The sequence below is a fragment of the Rhizobium phaseoli genome, assembly GCF_010668805.1.
In the GTDB taxonomy this organism is placed as follows: Bacteria; Pseudomonadota; Alphaproteobacteria; order Rhizobiales; family Rhizobiaceae; genus Rhizobium; species Rhizobium phaseoli_A.
Genome location: NZ_WUFT01000016.1, coordinates 90,663 through 107,583, shown reverse-complemented (window position 1 = coordinate 107,583; position 16,921 = coordinate 90,663). Strand labels below are relative to the sequence as shown.

At 59.7% G+C, this 16,921-nt stretch carries 11 protein-coding genes and 1 pseudogene; 6 read left to right on the top strand and 6 right to left on the bottom strand.

Annotation, left to right across the window (positions count from 1 at the left end):
* Position 1: 1 nt before the first annotated feature.
* Positions 2 to 1,846 carry a glycoside hydrolase family 15 protein gene (locus tag GR197_RS23335; protein WP_164013854.1) on the top strand — a complete coding sequence of 615 codons (1,845 nt, stop codon included), beginning with the start codon at positions 2 to 4 and terminating at the stop codon, positions 1,844 to 1,846.
* Positions 1,847 to 2,038: 192 nt separating this feature from the next.
* Here GR197_RS23335 and GR197_RS23330 read toward each other — a convergent pair whose 3' ends face one another.
* On the bottom strand, positions 2,039 to 3,076 hold the full coding sequence (locus GR197_RS23330) for a phosphatidylglycerol lysyltransferase domain-containing protein (protein WP_164013852.1): 1,038 nt from the start codon (positions 3,074 to 3,076) through the stop codon (positions 2,039 to 2,041).
* A 77-nt stretch (positions 3,077 to 3,153) separates the two neighbouring features.
* Between GR197_RS23330 and GR197_RS23325 the strand changes: the two genes are divergently transcribed.
* Complete coding sequence (locus tag GR197_RS23325) at positions 3,154 to 4,302, top strand: NAD(P)-binding domain-containing protein (protein WP_164013850.1); 1,149 nt, start codon at positions 3,154 to 3,156, stop codon at positions 4,300 to 4,302.
* Between the two features lie 236 nt (positions 4,303 to 4,538).
* On the opposite strand, the gene GR197_RS23320 is transcribed toward GR197_RS23325, so the two are convergent.
* The 4 genes from GR197_RS23320 to GR197_RS23305 are packed head-to-tail and all read right to left on the bottom strand — an operon-like array spanning position 4,539 to position 8,157.
* Positions 4,539 to 5,402, bottom strand: a complete 864-nt coding sequence (locus tag GR197_RS23320) for an efflux RND transporter periplasmic adaptor subunit (RefSeq protein WP_164013848.1) — start codon at positions 5,400 to 5,402, stop codon at positions 4,539 to 4,541.
* Positions 5,399 to 5,608 carry a DUF1656 domain-containing protein gene (locus tag GR197_RS23315; protein WP_164013846.1) on the bottom strand — a complete coding sequence of 70 codons (210 nt, stop codon included), beginning with the start codon at positions 5,606 to 5,608 and terminating at the stop codon, positions 5,399 to 5,401. The genes GR197_RS23320 and GR197_RS23315 overlap by 4 nt, the downstream gene beginning before the upstream one ends.
* A 6-nt stretch (positions 5,609 to 5,614) precedes the next feature.
* Positions 5,615 to 7,684: an FUSC family protein gene (locus GR197_RS23310; protein ID WP_164013844.1), complete on the bottom strand. Its 2,070-nt coding sequence runs from the start codon at positions 7,682 to 7,684 to the stop codon at positions 5,615 to 5,617.
* Positions 7,681 to 8,157, bottom strand: coding sequence for a MarR family winged helix-turn-helix transcriptional regulator (locus GR197_RS23305; protein WP_164013842.1), 477 nt, complete (start codon positions 8,155 to 8,157; stop codon positions 7,681 to 7,683). Before GR197_RS23305 ends, GR197_RS23310 begins: the two co-directional genes overlap by 4 nt.
* Before the next feature lie 425 nt (positions 8,158 to 8,582).
* On the opposite strand from GR197_RS23305, the gene GR197_RS23300 reads away from it, so the two are divergent.
* The 4 genes and pseudogenes from GR197_RS23300 to GR197_RS32470 all read left to right on the top strand — a co-directional run.
* Positions 8,583 to 9,341, top strand: coding sequence for an ImuA family protein (locus tag GR197_RS23300; protein ID WP_164013840.1), 759 nt, complete (start codon positions 8,583 to 8,585; stop codon positions 9,339 to 9,341).
* Entirely contained in the window at positions 9,256 to 10,773 is a 1,518-nt protein-coding gene (locus GR197_RS23295) for a Y-family DNA polymerase (protein WP_164013838.1), read from the top strand. The genes GR197_RS23300 and GR197_RS23295 overlap by 86 nt, the downstream gene beginning before the upstream one ends.
* Positions 10,770 to 14,030, top strand: coding sequence for an error-prone DNA polymerase (locus GR197_RS23290; protein ID WP_164013836.1), 3,261 nt, complete (start codon positions 10,770 to 10,772; stop codon positions 14,028 to 14,030). The genes GR197_RS23295 and GR197_RS23290 overlap by 4 nt, the downstream gene beginning before the upstream one ends.
* A 488-nt stretch (positions 14,031 to 14,518) precedes the next feature.
* Positions 14,519 to 14,662, top strand: a pseudogene (locus GR197_RS32470) (zinc-binding dehydrogenase); the annotation flags it as partial.
* 66 nt (positions 14,663 to 14,728) lie between these two features.
* On the opposite strand, the gene GR197_RS23280 reads toward GR197_RS32470, so the two are convergent.
* Entirely contained in the window at positions 14,729 to 16,630 is a 1,902-nt protein-coding gene (locus GR197_RS23280) for a KUP/HAK/KT family potassium transporter (RefSeq protein ID WP_164013833.1), read from the bottom strand.
* Positions 16,631 to 16,921: the final 291 nt, after the last annotated feature.

Sequence of the window (16,921 nt, the reverse complement as noted above, 5' to 3'; positions counted from 1 at the left end):
CATGGCGAGGCGCATCGAGGACTATGGACTAATCGGCAATATGTTGTCCGCAGCGCTTGTGGGTAGGGATGGATCAATCGATTGGCTATGCCTGCCGCGGTTCGATTCTCCCGCCTGCTTTGCGGCACTGCTCGGCACCCCCGATAACGGCCGCTGGAAGATCGCGCCAGTCGGTAAAAGCGAAACGAGCCGGCGCTACGTTCCCGATACTGCAATCCTGGAAACCCGGTTCGAGACGGCGACCGGCGCCGTTACGCTGACGGACTTCATGCCGATCAACGAAGGCGACTGTCATGTCGATTTGATCCGCATTGTGACCGGTATTTCGGGTACTGTCGAAATGGATATGGAACTCGTGCTGAGGTTCGAAAACGGTCAGGCGGTGCCTTGGGTGCGGCGCAAGGACTACGGCCTGAGCGCGATTGCCGGTCCCAACGCCGTCGAACTCCATACTGACCTGAAGCTCAAAGGCCGCAACATGAAGACGTGTGCGCGCTTTTCCGTGACGGCCGGCGACGCCGTGCCATTGACGATGTCGTACCACCCTTCGAACGATCAGCCGCACTTCGTCCGCGATCGCTTGGAGGAACTCGATCGAGCGACAATCTGGTGGCGGGAATGGGTAAAGCACGGAAGCTTTGAAGATATGCCGGACGCGTGGCGCGCACCTGTCGTCCGCTCGCTCATCACCCTTAAGATGCTAATTTATGCCCCGACGGGTGGGATCGTCGCTGCGCCCACCACCTCGCTTCCCGAGAAGATCGGCGGCTCGCGCAACTGGGACTATCGTTATTGCTGGCTGCGCGATTCAGCACTGACGCTATATGCATTGCTGAATTCGGGATATCGCCAGGAAGCGGAGGATTGGCGGAAATGGCTGCTGCGCGCAGTGGCAGGCGCTCCGGAGCAACTCCAGATCATGTACGGGATTGCCGGAGAGCGCTGGCTGCCTGAGTTCGAAGTGCCCTGGCTGAAAGGCTATGAAGGAAGCACTCCCGTCAGGATCGGCAACGACGCTGCCAACCAGATGCAAATCGACGTCTATGGCGAACTGATCGACACCCTCAACGCAGCGCGCCACGCCGAGCTGCAGCCGCAAGAGGAGGCCTGGCGGCTGCAAAAGGTGCTGCTCGCTCACCTGGTGACTGCTTGGCAAACGCCGGATCGCGGCATTTGGGAGGTCCGCGGGCAGGCGCGTGCATTCACTCACTCGCGCATGATGGCTTGGGTGGCATTCGACCGAGCCGTCGTCTGCACAGAGCGGTACGGTCTTGAGGGTCCGGTGGCGAAGTGGCGTGAGGTGCGTCAACAAATTCATGAGGAAATCTGCACCAAGGGCTTCGATGAGAAAAAGAACAGCTTCGTCCAATATTACGGCGGTGAGACGCTGGATGCGAGCCTACTGCTGATGCCGCAGGTCGGTTTTCTACCAGCCGACGACCCGCGCGTTGCCGGTACAATCGCAGCAGTGGAGCGGGAGCTCCTGCAGGGCGGGCTCGTCATGCGCTACTCCACCAACGGGACCGACGACGGGGTCGGTGGCGACGAAGGAGCATTCCTGGCGTGCAGCTTCTGGCTCGCTGATGCGTATGTGCTCACCGGGCGCCGGCAGGATGCGCACACGTTGTTTGACCGCTTGCTCGGCCTTCGTAACGATCTAGGCCTACTTGCAGAGGAGTTCGACACCGTCGGCTGCCGCCTCTTGGGCAATTTCCCGCAAGCCTTTTCGCACATCGGCCTGATCAACACCGCGCATAATCTTGTCAGCGCGGGAGGACCGGCGCGGCAGCGGGCTGAAAAGACCGCCCCGAGCAAGCCACACAAGGTTTCCCCCGGTGGGTTGTAGGCCACGCCGATACCGCACTGAGACTTTTGCGGGCGTTGCCGCATGGCATGGCGGTTTCTGAGGCGCCACATTCCAACGACGACGGAGTCGGATGCTTGGACCGTGTGGCAAGTGATTGAAGAGACCGCGTCTCGCTGTCGTCACGACCATCGCCGATCCTCCCACAGGCGGACACAAAGACAATCTCGTCTGCTAAAAGGTCTTCAGCAGCCGCAACAGCGCCAGAGTTTCCGTTGGCGTCCCCCGTTTGAAGGCAATGTAAGTTTGAATCTCATTGCCGTGAAACCTGCGTTTGAATGCAGCTTGGCCCTGAACGTTGAAGATCCGGCGGTTAACCAGCGGCGACAGGAAGGCGCGCTGATAGAGGTAACGCCAAACGGTGCTCTCGAGAAATTGGCTTTTCTCGACGCCCGCCAGCGGCGACAAGCCGAGAGTCATGATCTCGGATCCTTCTTGTCTAAAACGATCGGCGGCATATTTCGTGAGCCCGATTTCAGCATGTGCTGTTGTGCCCGGGATTTTTCGCTTGAAAGCTGCCGTGTACCCCACGGCTTTGCCGTCACGAAAGAGTGGGTCGAAATCGAGCAGTGCGATTGGCTTTGAATGGGGTGACAAAAGAACAAACCGCCGCATGCCGGGCGTTAGGGACAGACGAAATGGTCGGTTCAAAAACCGCATCTCGCGGCGCCGAACGATTCTTCCAGCGCGCCAATCGTCAGAAATCTTCGAAAGCTCAGGAGCGAATTCGCCATCTCCGCACTCGTGTATAAAATAGCCGTTCTTATTCAGCCAACGTTCGGAATAACGGAGAGTTTCATTGCGTTTCCCCTTGAACGAGTGGGTCGGCAATGGAAGGGCGCTGTCTTTACCCATTTGATTAAGACGATAACCGTGCGATGCAAGCTCCGCGGCGGTTGGAGCGTGAACTTGAACGAAACAAGGCTTTCCGGATCGGGCGATGAATTGCGCGATGTAATGGGCCTTTCGGTCTGGGCTCGCGATTGGATCACCGAGCGCAAAAACATGACCCATTTTTGTAGCGTAGGCGATGTAGCCGTGTTCATCGCCAAAGTGGTTAAGATCAGGCTGAACCGCCGTGGAGTAGGCCAATGAAAAATCGCCGTACTGGCGACAAAGTGACAGCCGCTGTTCGACCGTCAGGTTTGGCGACGGTATTGCGGGTATGCTCCGATCAAGACAGGAATCGATAAAGTTTCTCAGGTGCGCCATTCAGAACATTTCAAGTCGGAGTTTTGTACCGTCGATGGGTTCTAAAAGAATGTCAATAAGAATCAACTGGATATATCGTGATACCAACAAGTGAGACTGAATCCACCGTAGTCGTGGGCGCCGGTACGGCCGGTTTGATTGCCGCTTTCGAATTGCGGCAAGTTGGAATATTCCCACGGATATTCGAGAGGGCGAGCCGAGTTGGTGATCAATGGCGTGCGAGGCATCCTCAGCTCACGCTCAATACTCACCGGGATCTTTCTTACTTGCCGAGCATGCGATATCCAGTAGGGACGCCGGCGTTTCCAAAGCGCGATGCAGTGGTCGCCCACCTTGAAGACTTCGTTGCCAAAGAATCGATGCCAATCGAATTTGGGGTGGAGGTCGATCACATATCGATCAGCGACGGAGTTTATCAACTTGCGACGAACAAAGGGACGGTCATAGCCCGGAACATTGTCATCGCGACGGGCCGAGACCGCAAACCAATCATACCTGCCTGGACTGGCCTTGAACGTTTCAAAGGCAAGGTCATCCATGCGGCGGAGTTTGGCAGCCCTCGCGATTATGATGGGAAACGCGTTCTTGTCGTCGGATCCGGGAATTCTGGATTTGATATCCTTAATCATCTGGCGAAGCAAAATACGGCCGCTCTTTGGCTGTCGTCAAGACATAGCCCGACGCTCGTGCCAAAGCGCGTTTTCGGTGTAACCGTCCATCGGCTTTCCCCCTTGCTAGCCTACTTTCCCACGCGACTGGTCGATGCAGCACTGGTCGCCACGAGCTATGTGGCTTTCGGCGACCTGAAGCGATTTGGTATAGGAAAGCCGTTGACCGGCGGCGCAACCCGGCTGAAAGAAGGTACAGCACTGGGATCAGATGATGGCGCCGTAAAGGCAATCAAAGCGGGGACAATAAAGGTCCTGCCCGAAGTGCAATCGTTTGACGAGGATCACGTCTATTTCAAAGACGGTCAAGCCTGCTTGCCAGATATCGTTATTTCGGCGACGGGGTACGCGTCTGATCTCGAACGAATCGTCGGCAACCTCGATCTGCTAGATAAACAGGGCCGAACCCTGATCAATGGAGCGCAACAATTATCGCATCTTCCCGGGCTTTATTTTATCGGCATGCGAGCGAGCATTATTGGCGATATTGGAAGTGCAAAAGTTCAGGGGCGCGCAATCGCGAGAGCAATAAGGCGTCGCCTTGCGACGGAAATATGATCCTATGGCTGTGGCCGTTTAAGCGAGCGCATTGCTGTCTGCGCGCACCTTGGATCTCCCTCTCGATCGCGGGAGTGATGTCTGAAGCCAACCGAGCAGCGCGTGGTTCACTTCGCGATCAGCACGAAGGCGGCCTCGTTGAGTTTCGGCGATTTGAAGGTCGAACTGCTGGTATCAGGTCTGATCGCCCTCAATTGACGAATGGTTAGATCTGCCGCCAGCGCTCGAACTCTCTGTCAACTCTTGCCCACCTCGACCGTCGCCGTCAGACCTGCAATCAGCCGGACATCGTCTGGCACATTGTCGATGCTGATGCGCACTGGCACGCGCTGGGCAAGGCGCACCCAGCTGAAGGTGGGGTTGATGTTGGCGAGCAGGCCGGTGCCTGCGGTGCGTTCGCGGTCCTCGATGCCGGTTGCGATGCTTTCGACATGGCCCTGAAGGCTCTGGGACTGGCCCATCAGGTGAATCGAAACCTTGTCGCCGGGGTGGATGCGCGGCAGCTTGGTTTCCTCGAAATAGCCTTCGACACGCAGCGAGTCCGTGTCGATCAAGGCAATCTTGGCGGTTCCGGCGCTGACATAGTCGCCCGGGCGCAGGCTGAGATTGGAGACCGTTCCGTTGACCGTCGCCTTGATCTGCGAGCGTTCGCGATTGAGCGCAGCAAGATCGCGGTTGGCGGTTGCCTGGCGGAAGGCGGCCTCGGCTTGTTCTTCGGCCGTGCGAGCTTGTTCCTTCTGTTGCAGGGATGCTGCATCGCCGAGCCGTTCCTGTCGCTCGCGCTCGCGGTGCGTCTGGTCGAGAGCCGCCTTGCTTCCATCCAGCGCTGCTTCCGACTGGGCAAGCGCGATCGAGAAACGTTCGCGGTCGACGCGGAAGAGGATATCGCCCTTCTTGACGGTCTGGTTATCGGTCACGAGAACGTCGCTGACGAGGCCGGACACATCGGGCGCTATGCCCACGACATCGGCGCGCAGGCGCGCATCGCGCGTCCAGGGTTCTTCCATGTAGTGGCCCCAAAGCCCGCGGCCGACGAAGACTGCGGCGATGACTATGGAAAGGGTGACGATGAGGCGGCCAACGAATTTAAGGGAGTTCATACGAAATACCAGCGAGTGAATGAGGAAAGGGTTCCGAGGACGAGCACGTAAAGGGCAAGGTCGAAGAGACCGCGGTGCCAAAGGAGGGAATAGGCACCGAGCCAGGCAAGGGCCCGTCTGATGACGATGATCAGCAGCAGGCTCAGCACCATGAGAACAAGGAGGCGCGGGACATAGACGCCGTAAACGTCAAATTCTGCAGGCATGACAAATTACTCAGCGGCAAGCGGGAGGAGTTGCAACGCAGCCTCGGCCGCCTGCCAGCTTGTTGGCGGGGCTGCGTCAGGGAAAAGGGCGCGTCTGAGGCCGACGAGGGCGTCGATGCTGTCGGCGCCGCGCGTCCCGTCTTCGAGCGCGATGATTTTGAGGCTGTCGTCGATCGATTGACGCAAGGGATACTGTGGGTCGAGCGCCCGACCGGCCGCGATACGGCCGTGGTAGAGATCGGCAATGCCGCAGAGAACCGAGCTGAGCGATGCGGCGCTCGCGCCATGCAGTCCCTTGCGCTCGCCTTGAAGCATCAGCACGTTGAAGCCAATTCGCACTTCGGCGAAGCCGTCCACCTTCTTCAATTCGCGGTCCTCGACGACGGCAAGACGCGGAACCAGCTGGCCGAGGCGATCGAGAATGCGCCCGGAAAGCCGCTCGTGGTCGGCGCGGCGCTCGCCGGCTGCCGTCTCGGCAAGATCGGTCCAGCCGGCGCGCACGAGGCGCCAGGCGGCGAGTTCTGCGCCGAATGGGCGGGAAATCAGCGTCCAGACCAACGCGAAACCGATCCCGGCAAGGGCTGCGATCGCTTCATTGGTGAAGGTGGTGAAATCGGACGTATAGCGGTCCTGCAGCGCGATGAAGGAGGCGCTGTTTACGGTCAGGAGCATCGCCAGCATGTTGAATTGCGGCTTGGGGATCATCAGCCCAAGCAGCAGGAAGGGCGGAGCGAAGACCAAAACCAGCAACTCGTAGCTGTTGACCATCGGCAGGATGGCGAAAATGTAGACGAAGGAGATGACAATGCTGATGCCGCACCAGATGAACATCGAGGTGATGAAGGGCGCAGGCCGGTCGAGCGCTGCGAAGAAGGAACAGGCAACTGCAGCCATGGTGACGAAGCCCGCACCATTCTGCCAACCGCTGAAGATCCAGAAGGCGCAGGCAATGAGAATGCCGGCGACGACGGCACCGGCTTGAAGAGCGAGCAGCGCGTAGTCGAAATGGCGGTTGCTGGCAACGATCTCGCGATGGCGAAAGGCCGGTCGCCACGGGCCAGGATGTTTGCCGCTCGTGATTTCGTCGCGCAGCGTCAGGCAATCCTGCCACAGATCGACGATCTCTTTCAGTCGCGCCAACGCGCTTGAAAGCAGCAGATCGCCCCAGCGGCGATCCGGGTAGCCCTTGCGGAGGCGTTCGATACGCTGCGTCAGCTTTTCAGCGTCGTCCCCGGCCTGAGATTTCGCGCCGAGCTTCAGCCAGTCGGCGACCTCGTTCAGCAGGCAGATCAGATCTTTAGGAAGCGTCTCGCGCTCGGTCTTCAGTGCATGAAGCCGGTCTGCGAGCGAGGAGAACAGTGGCAGTAGCATGAGGAGACGACCGCGCAACTCGCGCGAATGGCGCACGACATCGCGGCTGCCTGCATCATAGCCGAGCTGGCTGATAATGAGGTCGAGACCGCTCACGTCCGCAGCGAGCCTCTGCCGCTTGAGCGGCGTTGCCGGCGTCGCGCCCTCGCCGCGCAAAATATCGGTTGCCCAGCCACCGGCATCGTCAAGCCATGTGGCGATACGCTGGCCTAACGCGCTGCGGACGCTGATCGGGAAGACGACAGCGCTGACGATACTGGCACAGATGATCCCGATGACAATCTCCTCGGAGCGCGCAAGGGCTGTCTCGAAGATGGTATCAGGTGAACCGACTGACGGTAGCGCGATCAGCGGCAGGGTGTAGCCAGCCAGCATGAAGACATAGCTGCGCGAGGAACGATCCAGCATCGAGATGAAGAGCAGTGTGCCGGTCCAGAGCGCGACGACGATGCTCAAAAGCTCCGGCGCGTTGACGAGGAGTGGTACGAAAAAGACGGCCGCACTTGCGCCAAGCAGCGTGCCGAGCGCGCGGTAGAGGCCCTTCGAACTGGTTGCCCCAGCCAGCGGATTGGCAACGACGTAAACGGCGGCCATGGCCCAATAGGGCCGCGGCAGGTCGAGAGATAAGGCAACGAAAAGGGCGAGCATGGAGGCGAGAAAGGCCTTTGCGGAGAAGAGCCAATCCCGCCAGGAGGGAAGAGTCACGACGTTTCCTCAAACTGCTGTGTAACCGCCGCAACCTGCGACGGGCTAATTTCTTCGAAGGCCTGCAGAACGCGGACCGCCGCCTCGAGGTCGGCTTCACTGACCTTCTCGAGAATCCTGCTGCGCAGATCGTCGAGAACTGCCTCCATGCGGGTTGCGAGGCTTTCGCCCTCCTCGGTCAGCCAGAGACCCTTTGCTCGTCTGTCGATCGGATCATCCTTGCGGACAACAAGGTTGAGCGCCTCTAGCTGATCGAGGAGCCTGACCAGCGAAGGCCCTTCAATGCCGACATGATTTGCCAGCACAACTTGGCGCACACCACCGCCCAACCGCCCGATCCAGACCAGCGGCGCCGCGCAAGCTTCCGAGATGCCGTGGGAGCTCAAGGCATTGTCGACAGCACGGCGCCATTGTCGCCCGGTCGACAGGAGTTTCGCGGTGAAGACCCGCTCAAGAGAGGGAGGTGATTCCATAGCGATTTAGATAGCATCAAAATAGATAGCATTCAAATGATTTTTTGATTAGCAAAGATCAAGACCGGATGCGCCGTCAATCGCCGCGCAGCGTGCAGACGAGAACGGCGGCGGCCCGGTTGGCAACGCCGAGATTGGCGACTGTCCCAGGTGAATATTACTGCCATCGCTGCCGACCGAAGTCGTGTGCCAACCGGCAGCGGTAGGCACAGGCCCAGAAATATTCTGGCAGGATCGACCAGCACTGCAGGTTGCCGACATCCTTGATTCCGCAAGCGAATCTGCCGACTTCCTAAAATAAACGGATAAAATTCCTATTTCGGGTTGATTGACTCTTTCATCATTACGGAACAGATAAAGAACATCTGCATTTGAACGACATGATGTCGGCTCTAGAAACACGACCTGAAAGGGGCCCGTGAACGATGACTGCTGCCCGCAACAGGGTGATCTCCGATCTGCGCGACCGCATTGCCTCGCTTGAAGGCAGCGCGGCAAAAAAGGCCGGCTGTCTTGCCTTCGGGATCCCCGAGATAGATGCGGTCCTTCCGGGCGGCGGCCTCGCCTATGGTGCGCTTCACGAATTTGCTGGCGGTGGATCAGGGACGATCGACGGGGCGGCCGCGGCCCTTTGCGTTGCCGGGATCGTGGCGCGGACGAAGGGGCCGATCCTTTGGTGCATGACGCGTCCCGACCTTTTCTTTCCCGCGCTGGCACAAGCGGGCCCTCACCCAGATCGTGTTGTCTTTGCCGAAGCCGACAGGGAAGAGGAAATTCTTGCGACGATGGAGGAGGGTCTTGGCTACGGCGGCCTGGGCGCCGTGGTCGGCGAGATCGTCCGACTACCGATGACGGCGTCGCGACGCTTGCAACTGGCGGCCGAAAAGACCGGCACGATCGGTTTTGCTGTTCGTCGATGGCGGCGGCAGATGGAGGCTTCAGATTTCGGGCAGCCGACAGCATCGACGTCCAGGTGGCGCGTCAGCGTGCTGCCGTCGGAAGAGCTTCCGGTTCCAGGAGTCGGGCGGCCGCGCTGGCTTCTGGAACTGATGCGGGTGAAAGCGGGTGAGTGCGCAGAGTTTATCGTAGGAGCGTGCGATGCCACGGGTCGTATCCATTTATCTTCCGGATCTCGCGATCGAGAGGATCAGGCGGGCGGATGGAACCGGAGAGCTTTCGGCTGAGCGGCCGCTTGTGGTCGTCGCAAAGAGTGGTTCCAAACGCTGGATCGCCGCCGCCGACGCCAAAGCCAGATTGGCCGGAATTCATACCGGCATGCCGGCGGCGAAGGCGCAAGCCATCGTCCAAGGTCTGCAGATGGTCGACGCCGATCCGATCGCGGATGCTGCCGCCCTCGAACGCTTGACGCTTTGGGCGCTGACGCAATATTCGCCCATTGTGGCGATGGACGCACCCGACGGCATTGTCATGAACACCGAAGGTGCCGATCACCTGCAGGGCGGCGAGCAACTGATGCTATCGGGGATCGTCAATCGCTTCCATTCCAAGGGACTTACCGCGCGTGTTGCTATCGCCGATAGCAGGGGCGCTGCCCATGCATTGTCACCGGTAAGCAATCGCGGCGTCGTGATCGTGCCGTGCGGCGAGGCCTCACTCTTCGTCGAGCGTCTGCCGATCGCATCATTGCGCTTGCCAGCGGAAATCGTCACCAGCCTGCGGACGCTCGGGTTTCAGACGGTGGGTGAACTGTCGGCGACGCCGCGGGCGCCACTTGCGCTTCGCTTCGGCCCGGAGATCGGTCGCCGCCTCGACCAGATCCATGGGCGGCTGCCGGAGCCGATCGAGCCGATCCGGCCGATGGACGTCGTCGAGGTCAGCCGCGCCTTCGCCGAGCCGATCGGCGCGGCTGAGACCATTGCCAAATATGTCTCTCGGCTGGTGGTACAGCTGTGCGACGCGCTTCAAAAGAAGGGCCTTGGCGTCCGACGCGCCGATCTCCTCGTTCACAACGTCGATAACACCCTGCAGGCGATCCGTGCCGGCACAGCCAGGCCCGCCCGCGATGTGGCTTGGCTAACGAAGCTCTTGCACGATCGGATCGAGAAGATCGAGCCGGGTTTTGGGATCGAGAAACTCTCGCTCGTCGCCGTGATGACCGAGCCGCTCGCCGAAACGCAAAAAGCGTCCTCCCTGGTCGAGGAGGAGGTCGTCGATATCGCGCCGCTGATCGACGTTATCGGCAATCGCGGACAACGGGTTTATCGCATGGCGCCAGTCGCAAGCGATGTGCCGGAACGCAGCGTCCAGCGTGTCAGCGCTGTTGCCGAAGCAACCGGCACGTCGTGGGCCTTGCACTGGCCGCGCCCGATCCGGCTTCTCGCCCGGCCGGAGCCAATCGTGGTGATCGCGCTTCTGCCCGACCATCCGCCGGTATCGATCACCTGGCGCGGTAAGCGCCGCCGGGTGAAGCGTGCCGATGGGCCCGAGCGAATTTTTGGCGAGTGGTGGACGAGAAGCTCGGAGTTCGACGCTGTGCGCGACTATTTCGTGGTCGAGGATGAGGCCGGCGAGCGCTTCTGGATCTTCCGGTCGGGTGACGGCGTCGATGCGGCGACCGGCTCCCACAGGTGGTTTCTGCATGGTATCTTCGCATGAGCTACGCCGAGCTTCAGGTCACCACCCATTTTTCCTTCCTGCGCGGCGCCTCGTCGGCGGAGGAGCTGTTTGCCATGGCAAAACTCCTCGGCATCGAGGCGCTCGGCATCGTCGATCGTAACTCGCTCTCCGGCATCGTCCGCGCATTGGAAGCCTCACGGACAACTGGCCTTCGCCTGGTGGTCGGCTGCCGCCTCGATCTGGCGGACGGCATGTCGATCCTCGTCTACCCCACCGACCGTGCCTCCTATTCGCGGCTGACCCGGCTATTGACGCTCGGCAAGAGCAGGGGAGGCAAGGCCAATTGCATCCTCGCTCTCGAGGACGTGGCGCTTTATGCCGAAGGCCTGATCGGCGTCCTCGTGCCGGATCTGCCCGACGAGACCTGCGCGCTACAGCTGCGGAAAATGGCGGAGATTTTCCAGCGCCACGCCTACATCGCCTTGTCGCTTCGCAGGCGGCCGAACGACCAGATGCGGCTGCATGAGCTGTCGGACATGGCGCATCGTTTCAGGGTCAAGACGGTTGTGACGAATGACGTGCTCTTCCATGAACCGTCGCGCCGACAGTTGCAGGACGTCGTCACCTGCATTCGGAACCGCACCACGATCGACGATGTCGGCTTCGAGCGGGAACGCCATGCGGACCGTTACCTGAAACCACCGGAGGAAATGCAGCGACTGTTTCCGCGCTATCCAGAAGCACTGGCCCGAACGATGGAGATCGTCGAGCGCTGCAAATTCTCACTCGAGGAACTTACCTATCAGTACCCGGAGGAGGCAATCGTACCAGGCAGGGACGCGCAGGCCTCCCTCGAGCACTATGTCTGGGAGTGTGTGCCGCAGCGCTACCCGGAGGGCCTGCCGCCAAAAGTCCTGAAGATTGTTCGGCACGAGCTCGACCTCATCCTGGCAATGAAATACGCGCCCTATTTCCTGACGGTCTTTTCGATCGTCCGCTTTGCCCGATCACGGGGGATCCTTTGCCAGGGACGCGGATCGGCTGCCAACTCCGCCGTCTGCTATATCCTCGGCATCACATCCATCGATCCCGAGACCAACGACCTTCTGTTCGAGCGTTTCGTTTCCCAGGAACGCGACGAGCCGCCCGACATAGACGTCGATTTCGAGCACGAGCGGAGGGAGGAGGTCATCCAATGGATCTACAGGACCTACACGCATCAGAAGGCGGCACTTTGCGCCACGGTCACTCGCTATCGCGCCAAGGGCGCGATCCGCGACGTCGGCAAGGCGCTCGGTATGCCGGAGGATATAATCAAGGCTCTGTCATCGGGCATGTGGTCCTGGTCGGCCGAGATGGTCGGAGAACGAAACCTTCGCGAGCTCAACCTCAATCCCGATGACCGCCGCCTGGCGCTGACGCTGCAGCTTGCGCAGCAATTGATGGGTGCGCCGAGGCACCTCGGGCAGCATCCCGGAGGTTTCGTGCTGACCCATGACCGGCTAGACGATCTGGTGCCGATTGAACCCGCCTCGATGGCCGATCGGCAGGTGATCGAATGGGATAAGGATGACGTCGAGGCGTTGAAATTCATGAAGGTCGACGTTCTGGCACTTGGAATGCTGACCTGCATGAGCAAGGCCTTTGCCCTTATCAAAGAGCATAAGGATGACGATCTTGATCTTGCAAACATCAAGCAGGAAGATCCGGCCACCTACGCGATGATCCGCAAGGCGGACACGCTCGGCACTTTCCAGATTGAAAGCCGTGCCCAGATGGCAATGCTGCCTCGGATGAAGCCTCGAACGTTCTACGATCTTGTCATCCAGGTGGCGATCGTCCGGCCGGGGCCGATCCAGGGCGACATGGTGCATCCCTATCTGCGTCGACGCGAAGGCAAGGAACCCGTCGATTACCCGACGCCGGAACTGGAGGCGGTGCTCGGCAAAACGCTTGGTGTCCCGCTTTTCCAGGAAAGCGCCATGAAGGTCGCAATGGTCTGTGCCGGCTTCACTGGCGGGGAGGCCGACCAACTGCGCAAGTCGATGGCCACCTTCAAGTTCACCGGCGGGGTTTCTAAATTCAAGGACAAGTTGGTTTCCGGGATGGTCAGAAATGGGTACTCGCCCGAATTTGCAGAGAAGACCTTCTCGCAGCTCGAAGGCTTCGGCTCCTATGGTTTTCCGGAAAGCCACGCCGCGAGCTTTGCGCTCGTCGCCTATGCCTCGAGCTTCGTCAAATGCCATTACCCCGACGTGTTCTGCGCCGCCCTGATCAACAGCCAGCCGATGGGCTTTTATGCGGTCGCCCAGATCGTTGGTGACGCCAAGAACCACGGCGTCGCAATCCGGCCTGTCTGCGTCAACCGCTCAAGATGGGACTGCACGATGGAACCGATCGAGGGCAGCGATTGTTATGCGGTTCGGTTGGGCCTGCGCCTGGTCCGGGGTTTGGCGGCAACTGATGCGGCGCGGATCGTTGCCGCGCGCGCCGACCATCCCTTCGACAGTGTTGATGATATGTGGCGGCGCTCTGGCGTGCCGGCGGCCTCGTTGGTCGAACTGGCCGAAGCCGATGCGTTTCTCGCCTCGCTCAATCTGCAGCGACGCGATGCGTTATGGGCCATCAAGGCGCTGAGGGACGAGCCTTTGCCCTTGTTCGCGGCAGCGGCCAAGCGGGAGAGTAAGACAATCGCCGAACAGCAAGAGCCGCAGGTCGAGCTCCGGCAGATGACCGACGGCCACAATGTCATCCAGGACTACAGCCACACCGGATTGACCTTGCGCCGGCATCCGATCGCTTTCTTGCGCAAGGATCTCGCCGCGCGCAACATTGTCACCTGCGAGGAGGCGATGACAGCTCGTGACGGCCGCTGGCTGATGACAGCGGGACTGGTTCTCGTACGACAGAAGCCAGGGTCAGCCAAGGGTGTCATGTTTCTGACGATCGAGGACGAGACCGGTCCGGCAAACGTTGTCGTTTGGCCGAAACTGTTCGAACGCCGGCGCCGCGTCGTGATCGGATCCAGCATGATGGCGATCAACGGTCGGATCCAGAGGGAAGGGGACGTCGTCCACCTCATTGCGCAACAGCTCTTCGATCTCTCAGCTGATCTCTCGGGACTTGCCGATCGTGACGAGACGTTCAAGCTTCCGACCGGTCGCGGCGACGAGTTCGCCCAAGGCTCGCCAGGCAGTGCGGATTCCCGGGATCGTGCCGCGATAAAGACACGCGACATTTACATTCCCGACCTCCACATTGACACGCTCAAAGTGAAGAGCCGGAATTTTCAGTGAGGTTTGGCAGGTGGTTCACGGCGTCAGCGGTCGATACATGTAAAGGCGCTGCTTGTCCAAACGGAGGGCTTTATCGAGGTTGTTAATAACGACACAAATCCTCAGGCGATAGTTTATGTAAGTACACCTATGCCTTTGGTATGATGGGAAAAATTAACGGACGTTGCCGCTTCGTCGAAGGCTTTGCGAACAGTCGGGGGATCTGACGAATGTTATAACGGAGCTTGCTGCGTTCCTGATGCCGCACGCTTTCGCCGCTGCTGAAAAATAAAAAGCTCTCGATACCCCGTCAACTCGCCGCTCAATTGTCTACATTCCGTGGTTCGCTCGCCATACGCAAACTTCGTGGCACCGTAGTCCAGTTCGGTAAGGCGTCCGGCGAGATCACCCCGATTGACCCCTACGAACTTGGTCCGCGCGGGCTGCATCTCACATGGCCAATGCTGCAGCATTAGGTTTCGACGCCTGCCGAGACCGCTGAGGCCGCCGCCGATCTGTTTGCGGCCATCAAATCGGGTGTTCTGAGGGTCGACCCTACGCGCATTTATCCATTCGACGACATCGTCGAGGCTCATCGGGATATTGAAGGTCGATTGACAACGGGTTCAGCGGTCCTTCGTGTGACACAGTAGCGAAACGAACCGGGGCCGCGAGGCGGTCGCGCACTCGTCCAGGACGGTTGTGGGCGCCCATCAGGGTTAAAGAACCGTCTGAAGGCCAAGCTCGACGACACGGCCGCTGGGAAGCCCGAAGTAGTCCGTCGCATTGCCGGCGTTCTGGGCAAGGACGATAAACAGTCTGTCCTGCCAGAAGGGCATCCCTCCCTTCTTCGACGGCAGGATCGTTCGGCGAGACAGGAAAAAGGACGTCGACATGATATCGAACTTCAGCCCGAGCTTGCGCACGAGCGCGAGCGCGCGGGGAATGTTCGGCGTCTCCATATAGCCGAAGGTAATGACCAGTCGAGAAAACAATGGGTTGAAGCTCGCCAGGAAAATCTTTTCTTCATCCGGGACGAAGGGCGTCGTCGCCGTCACGACGCTGAGGATGACATTCTGCTCATGCAGAACCTTGTAATGCTTGAGGCTGTGCAGGAGCGCTGTCGGCGCGCCCTCGACGTCACTCGCCAAGAAGATGGCCGTGCCTGGAACTGTCAGCGGCTTCTTCTTTGCCAGCTTGTCAATGATTGACGACAAGGGGATTTCCTCGGTTTTAGTGCGGGCGGTAAGCAGACGTCGCCCGGACATCCAAGTATGCATGATCAGGCCCATCGTGCAGGCGACGGCAACCGGCACCCAGCCCCCGTCAGCAAATTTAGCGACGTTTGCCGCCAAGAAGCCAGCGTCGATGAGAAAGAGCGGCACCACGACAGCTGCCGCGGCGGCCGTCCTCCAGTTCCAGATCCGCAGCATGACGACGTAGAGAAGCACAGATGTAATCAGCATCTCCCCGGTGACGGCGATGCCGTAGGCGGCGGAAAGCCCGCTGGAATTGCGGAAGTGGAGCACCAAAGCGACCACGAAGATGAAGAGGAAGGAATTCACCTGAGGCATGAAGATCTGCCCGGAATGCGTTTCAGAAGTGTGCAGAATCTGGAGCCGCGGCAGCAAGTTCAGGTGCATGGCCTGACGCACGAGGGAGTAGGCTCCCGAAATGACCGCCTGGCTTGCAATCACGGTTGCCGCAGTTGCAAGGCAGACAATTGGGATTTTTGCCCAGTCCGGATGCATGCCGAAGAATGGGTGGGTAGCCATCTCCGGATTTGAAAGCACGAATGCGCCCTGTCCGAAATAGTTTAGCAGAAGGCAGGGGAAGACCAGGATGAACCAGGCAGCAACGATTGGTTTGCGTCCAAAGTGGCCGAGGTCGACATAGAGCGCTTCGGCTCCCGTCACTGCGAGAAAGACTGCGCCAAGCACGGTGATCGTCGTGCCGGCGTTGCTTGCCGCATAGCGAAGCGCATGGGTCGGATCGACAGCCCAGAGAACTGCCGGGTCGTCGAGAATATGGATCGCCCCACTAACGCCCAGCACCAGGAACCATAGCGCCATGACTGGGCCAAACACGGCGGCAACGCCTCCAGTCCCGAAACGCTGGACGAAGAAGAGAAGCGCTATGATTGTTAACGTGAACGGGACGATCCAGGCTGAAAGTCCGGGTGCGACGACCTGAATACCTTCGACAGCCGAGAGAACCGAGATAGCCGGAGTGATAATCGCGTCGCCAAGGAAGAGCGATGCACCGGCGACACCGAGGACGAGGACCCAGACAGGTCTGCCAATGAGGCTATCGCGCGCGAGTGTCATGAGAGAGAGCGTGCCGCCCTCTCCGCGATTGTCCGCCTTTAGGACGAAGGTCACGTATTTGACGGTCACGACGATCGTCAGCGCCCATACGATGAGGGAGAGAATGCCGAGTACATTGTCTCGGTGCGAGCCGGTCCCGGCCGTTGCACGGAGGGCTTCGCGGAACGCATAGAGCGGGCTCGTGCCGATATCACCGTAGACAACGCCTAAAGCGGCAAGGACAAGCGAGGGCAACCCGCTGCGGGTTGCGCGTTCCAGCTCGGGATCTTCTGATCGAAGGTGCGGGTGGGCCACCGAAAGGCTCGCAGTTTGAAGGAGAACGCCGATCGAACGCGCCGGCAGGGAAAACTATCAGAGAAGCGAGTCTTTGCCGACGGCTTCTAACGAGTTTAGCTGACCAGGGGTTCCCACGAAACGCACTGCCCGAATTCAGCAGGCCCGGAGCCCCTCTTCGTCAATGACGCCAATCGACAAGGCAGTTTAAAACGACAAGACCACTGTCTAGAAAGACGCCCTGGAAACCCGCCGACGACGAGCTTGTTCAGTTGGCTTACGCGACTTGCTGCCCGACTGAAAATTTTTCGC

What these genes read in the sequence shown, in the direction of transcription:
- GR197_RS23335 (WP_164013854.1), top strand. Translation starts at nt 2, where the DNA reads ATGGCGAGGCGCATCGAGGACTATGGACTAATCGGCAATATGTTGTCC.
- GR197_RS23330 (WP_164013852.1), bottom strand. Translation starts at nt 3,076, where the DNA reads ATGGCGCACCTGAGAAACTTTATCGATTCCTGTCTTGATCGGAGCATA.
- GR197_RS23320 (WP_164013848.1), bottom strand. Translation starts at nt 5,402, where the DNA reads ATGAACTCCCTTAAATTCGTTGGCCGCCTCATCGTCACCCTTTCCATA.
- GR197_RS23315 (WP_164013846.1), bottom strand. Translation starts at nt 5,608, where the DNA reads ATGCCTGCAGAATTTGACGTTTACGGCGTCTATGTCCCGCGCCTCCTT.
- GR197_RS23305 (WP_164013842.1), bottom strand. Translation starts at nt 8,157, where the DNA reads ATGGAATCACCTCCCTCTCTTGAGCGGGTCTTCACCGCGAAACTCCTG.
- GR197_RS23300 (WP_164013840.1), top strand. Translation starts at nt 8,583, where the DNA reads ATGACTGCTGCCCGCAACAGGGTGATCTCCGATCTGCGCGACCGCATT.
- GR197_RS23295 (WP_164013838.1), top strand. Translation starts at nt 9,256, where the DNA reads ATGCCACGGGTCGTATCCATTTATCTTCCGGATCTCGCGATCGAGAGG.
- GR197_RS23290 (WP_164013836.1), top strand. Translation starts at nt 10,770, where the DNA reads ATGAGCTACGCCGAGCTTCAGGTCACCACCCATTTTTCCTTCCTGCGC.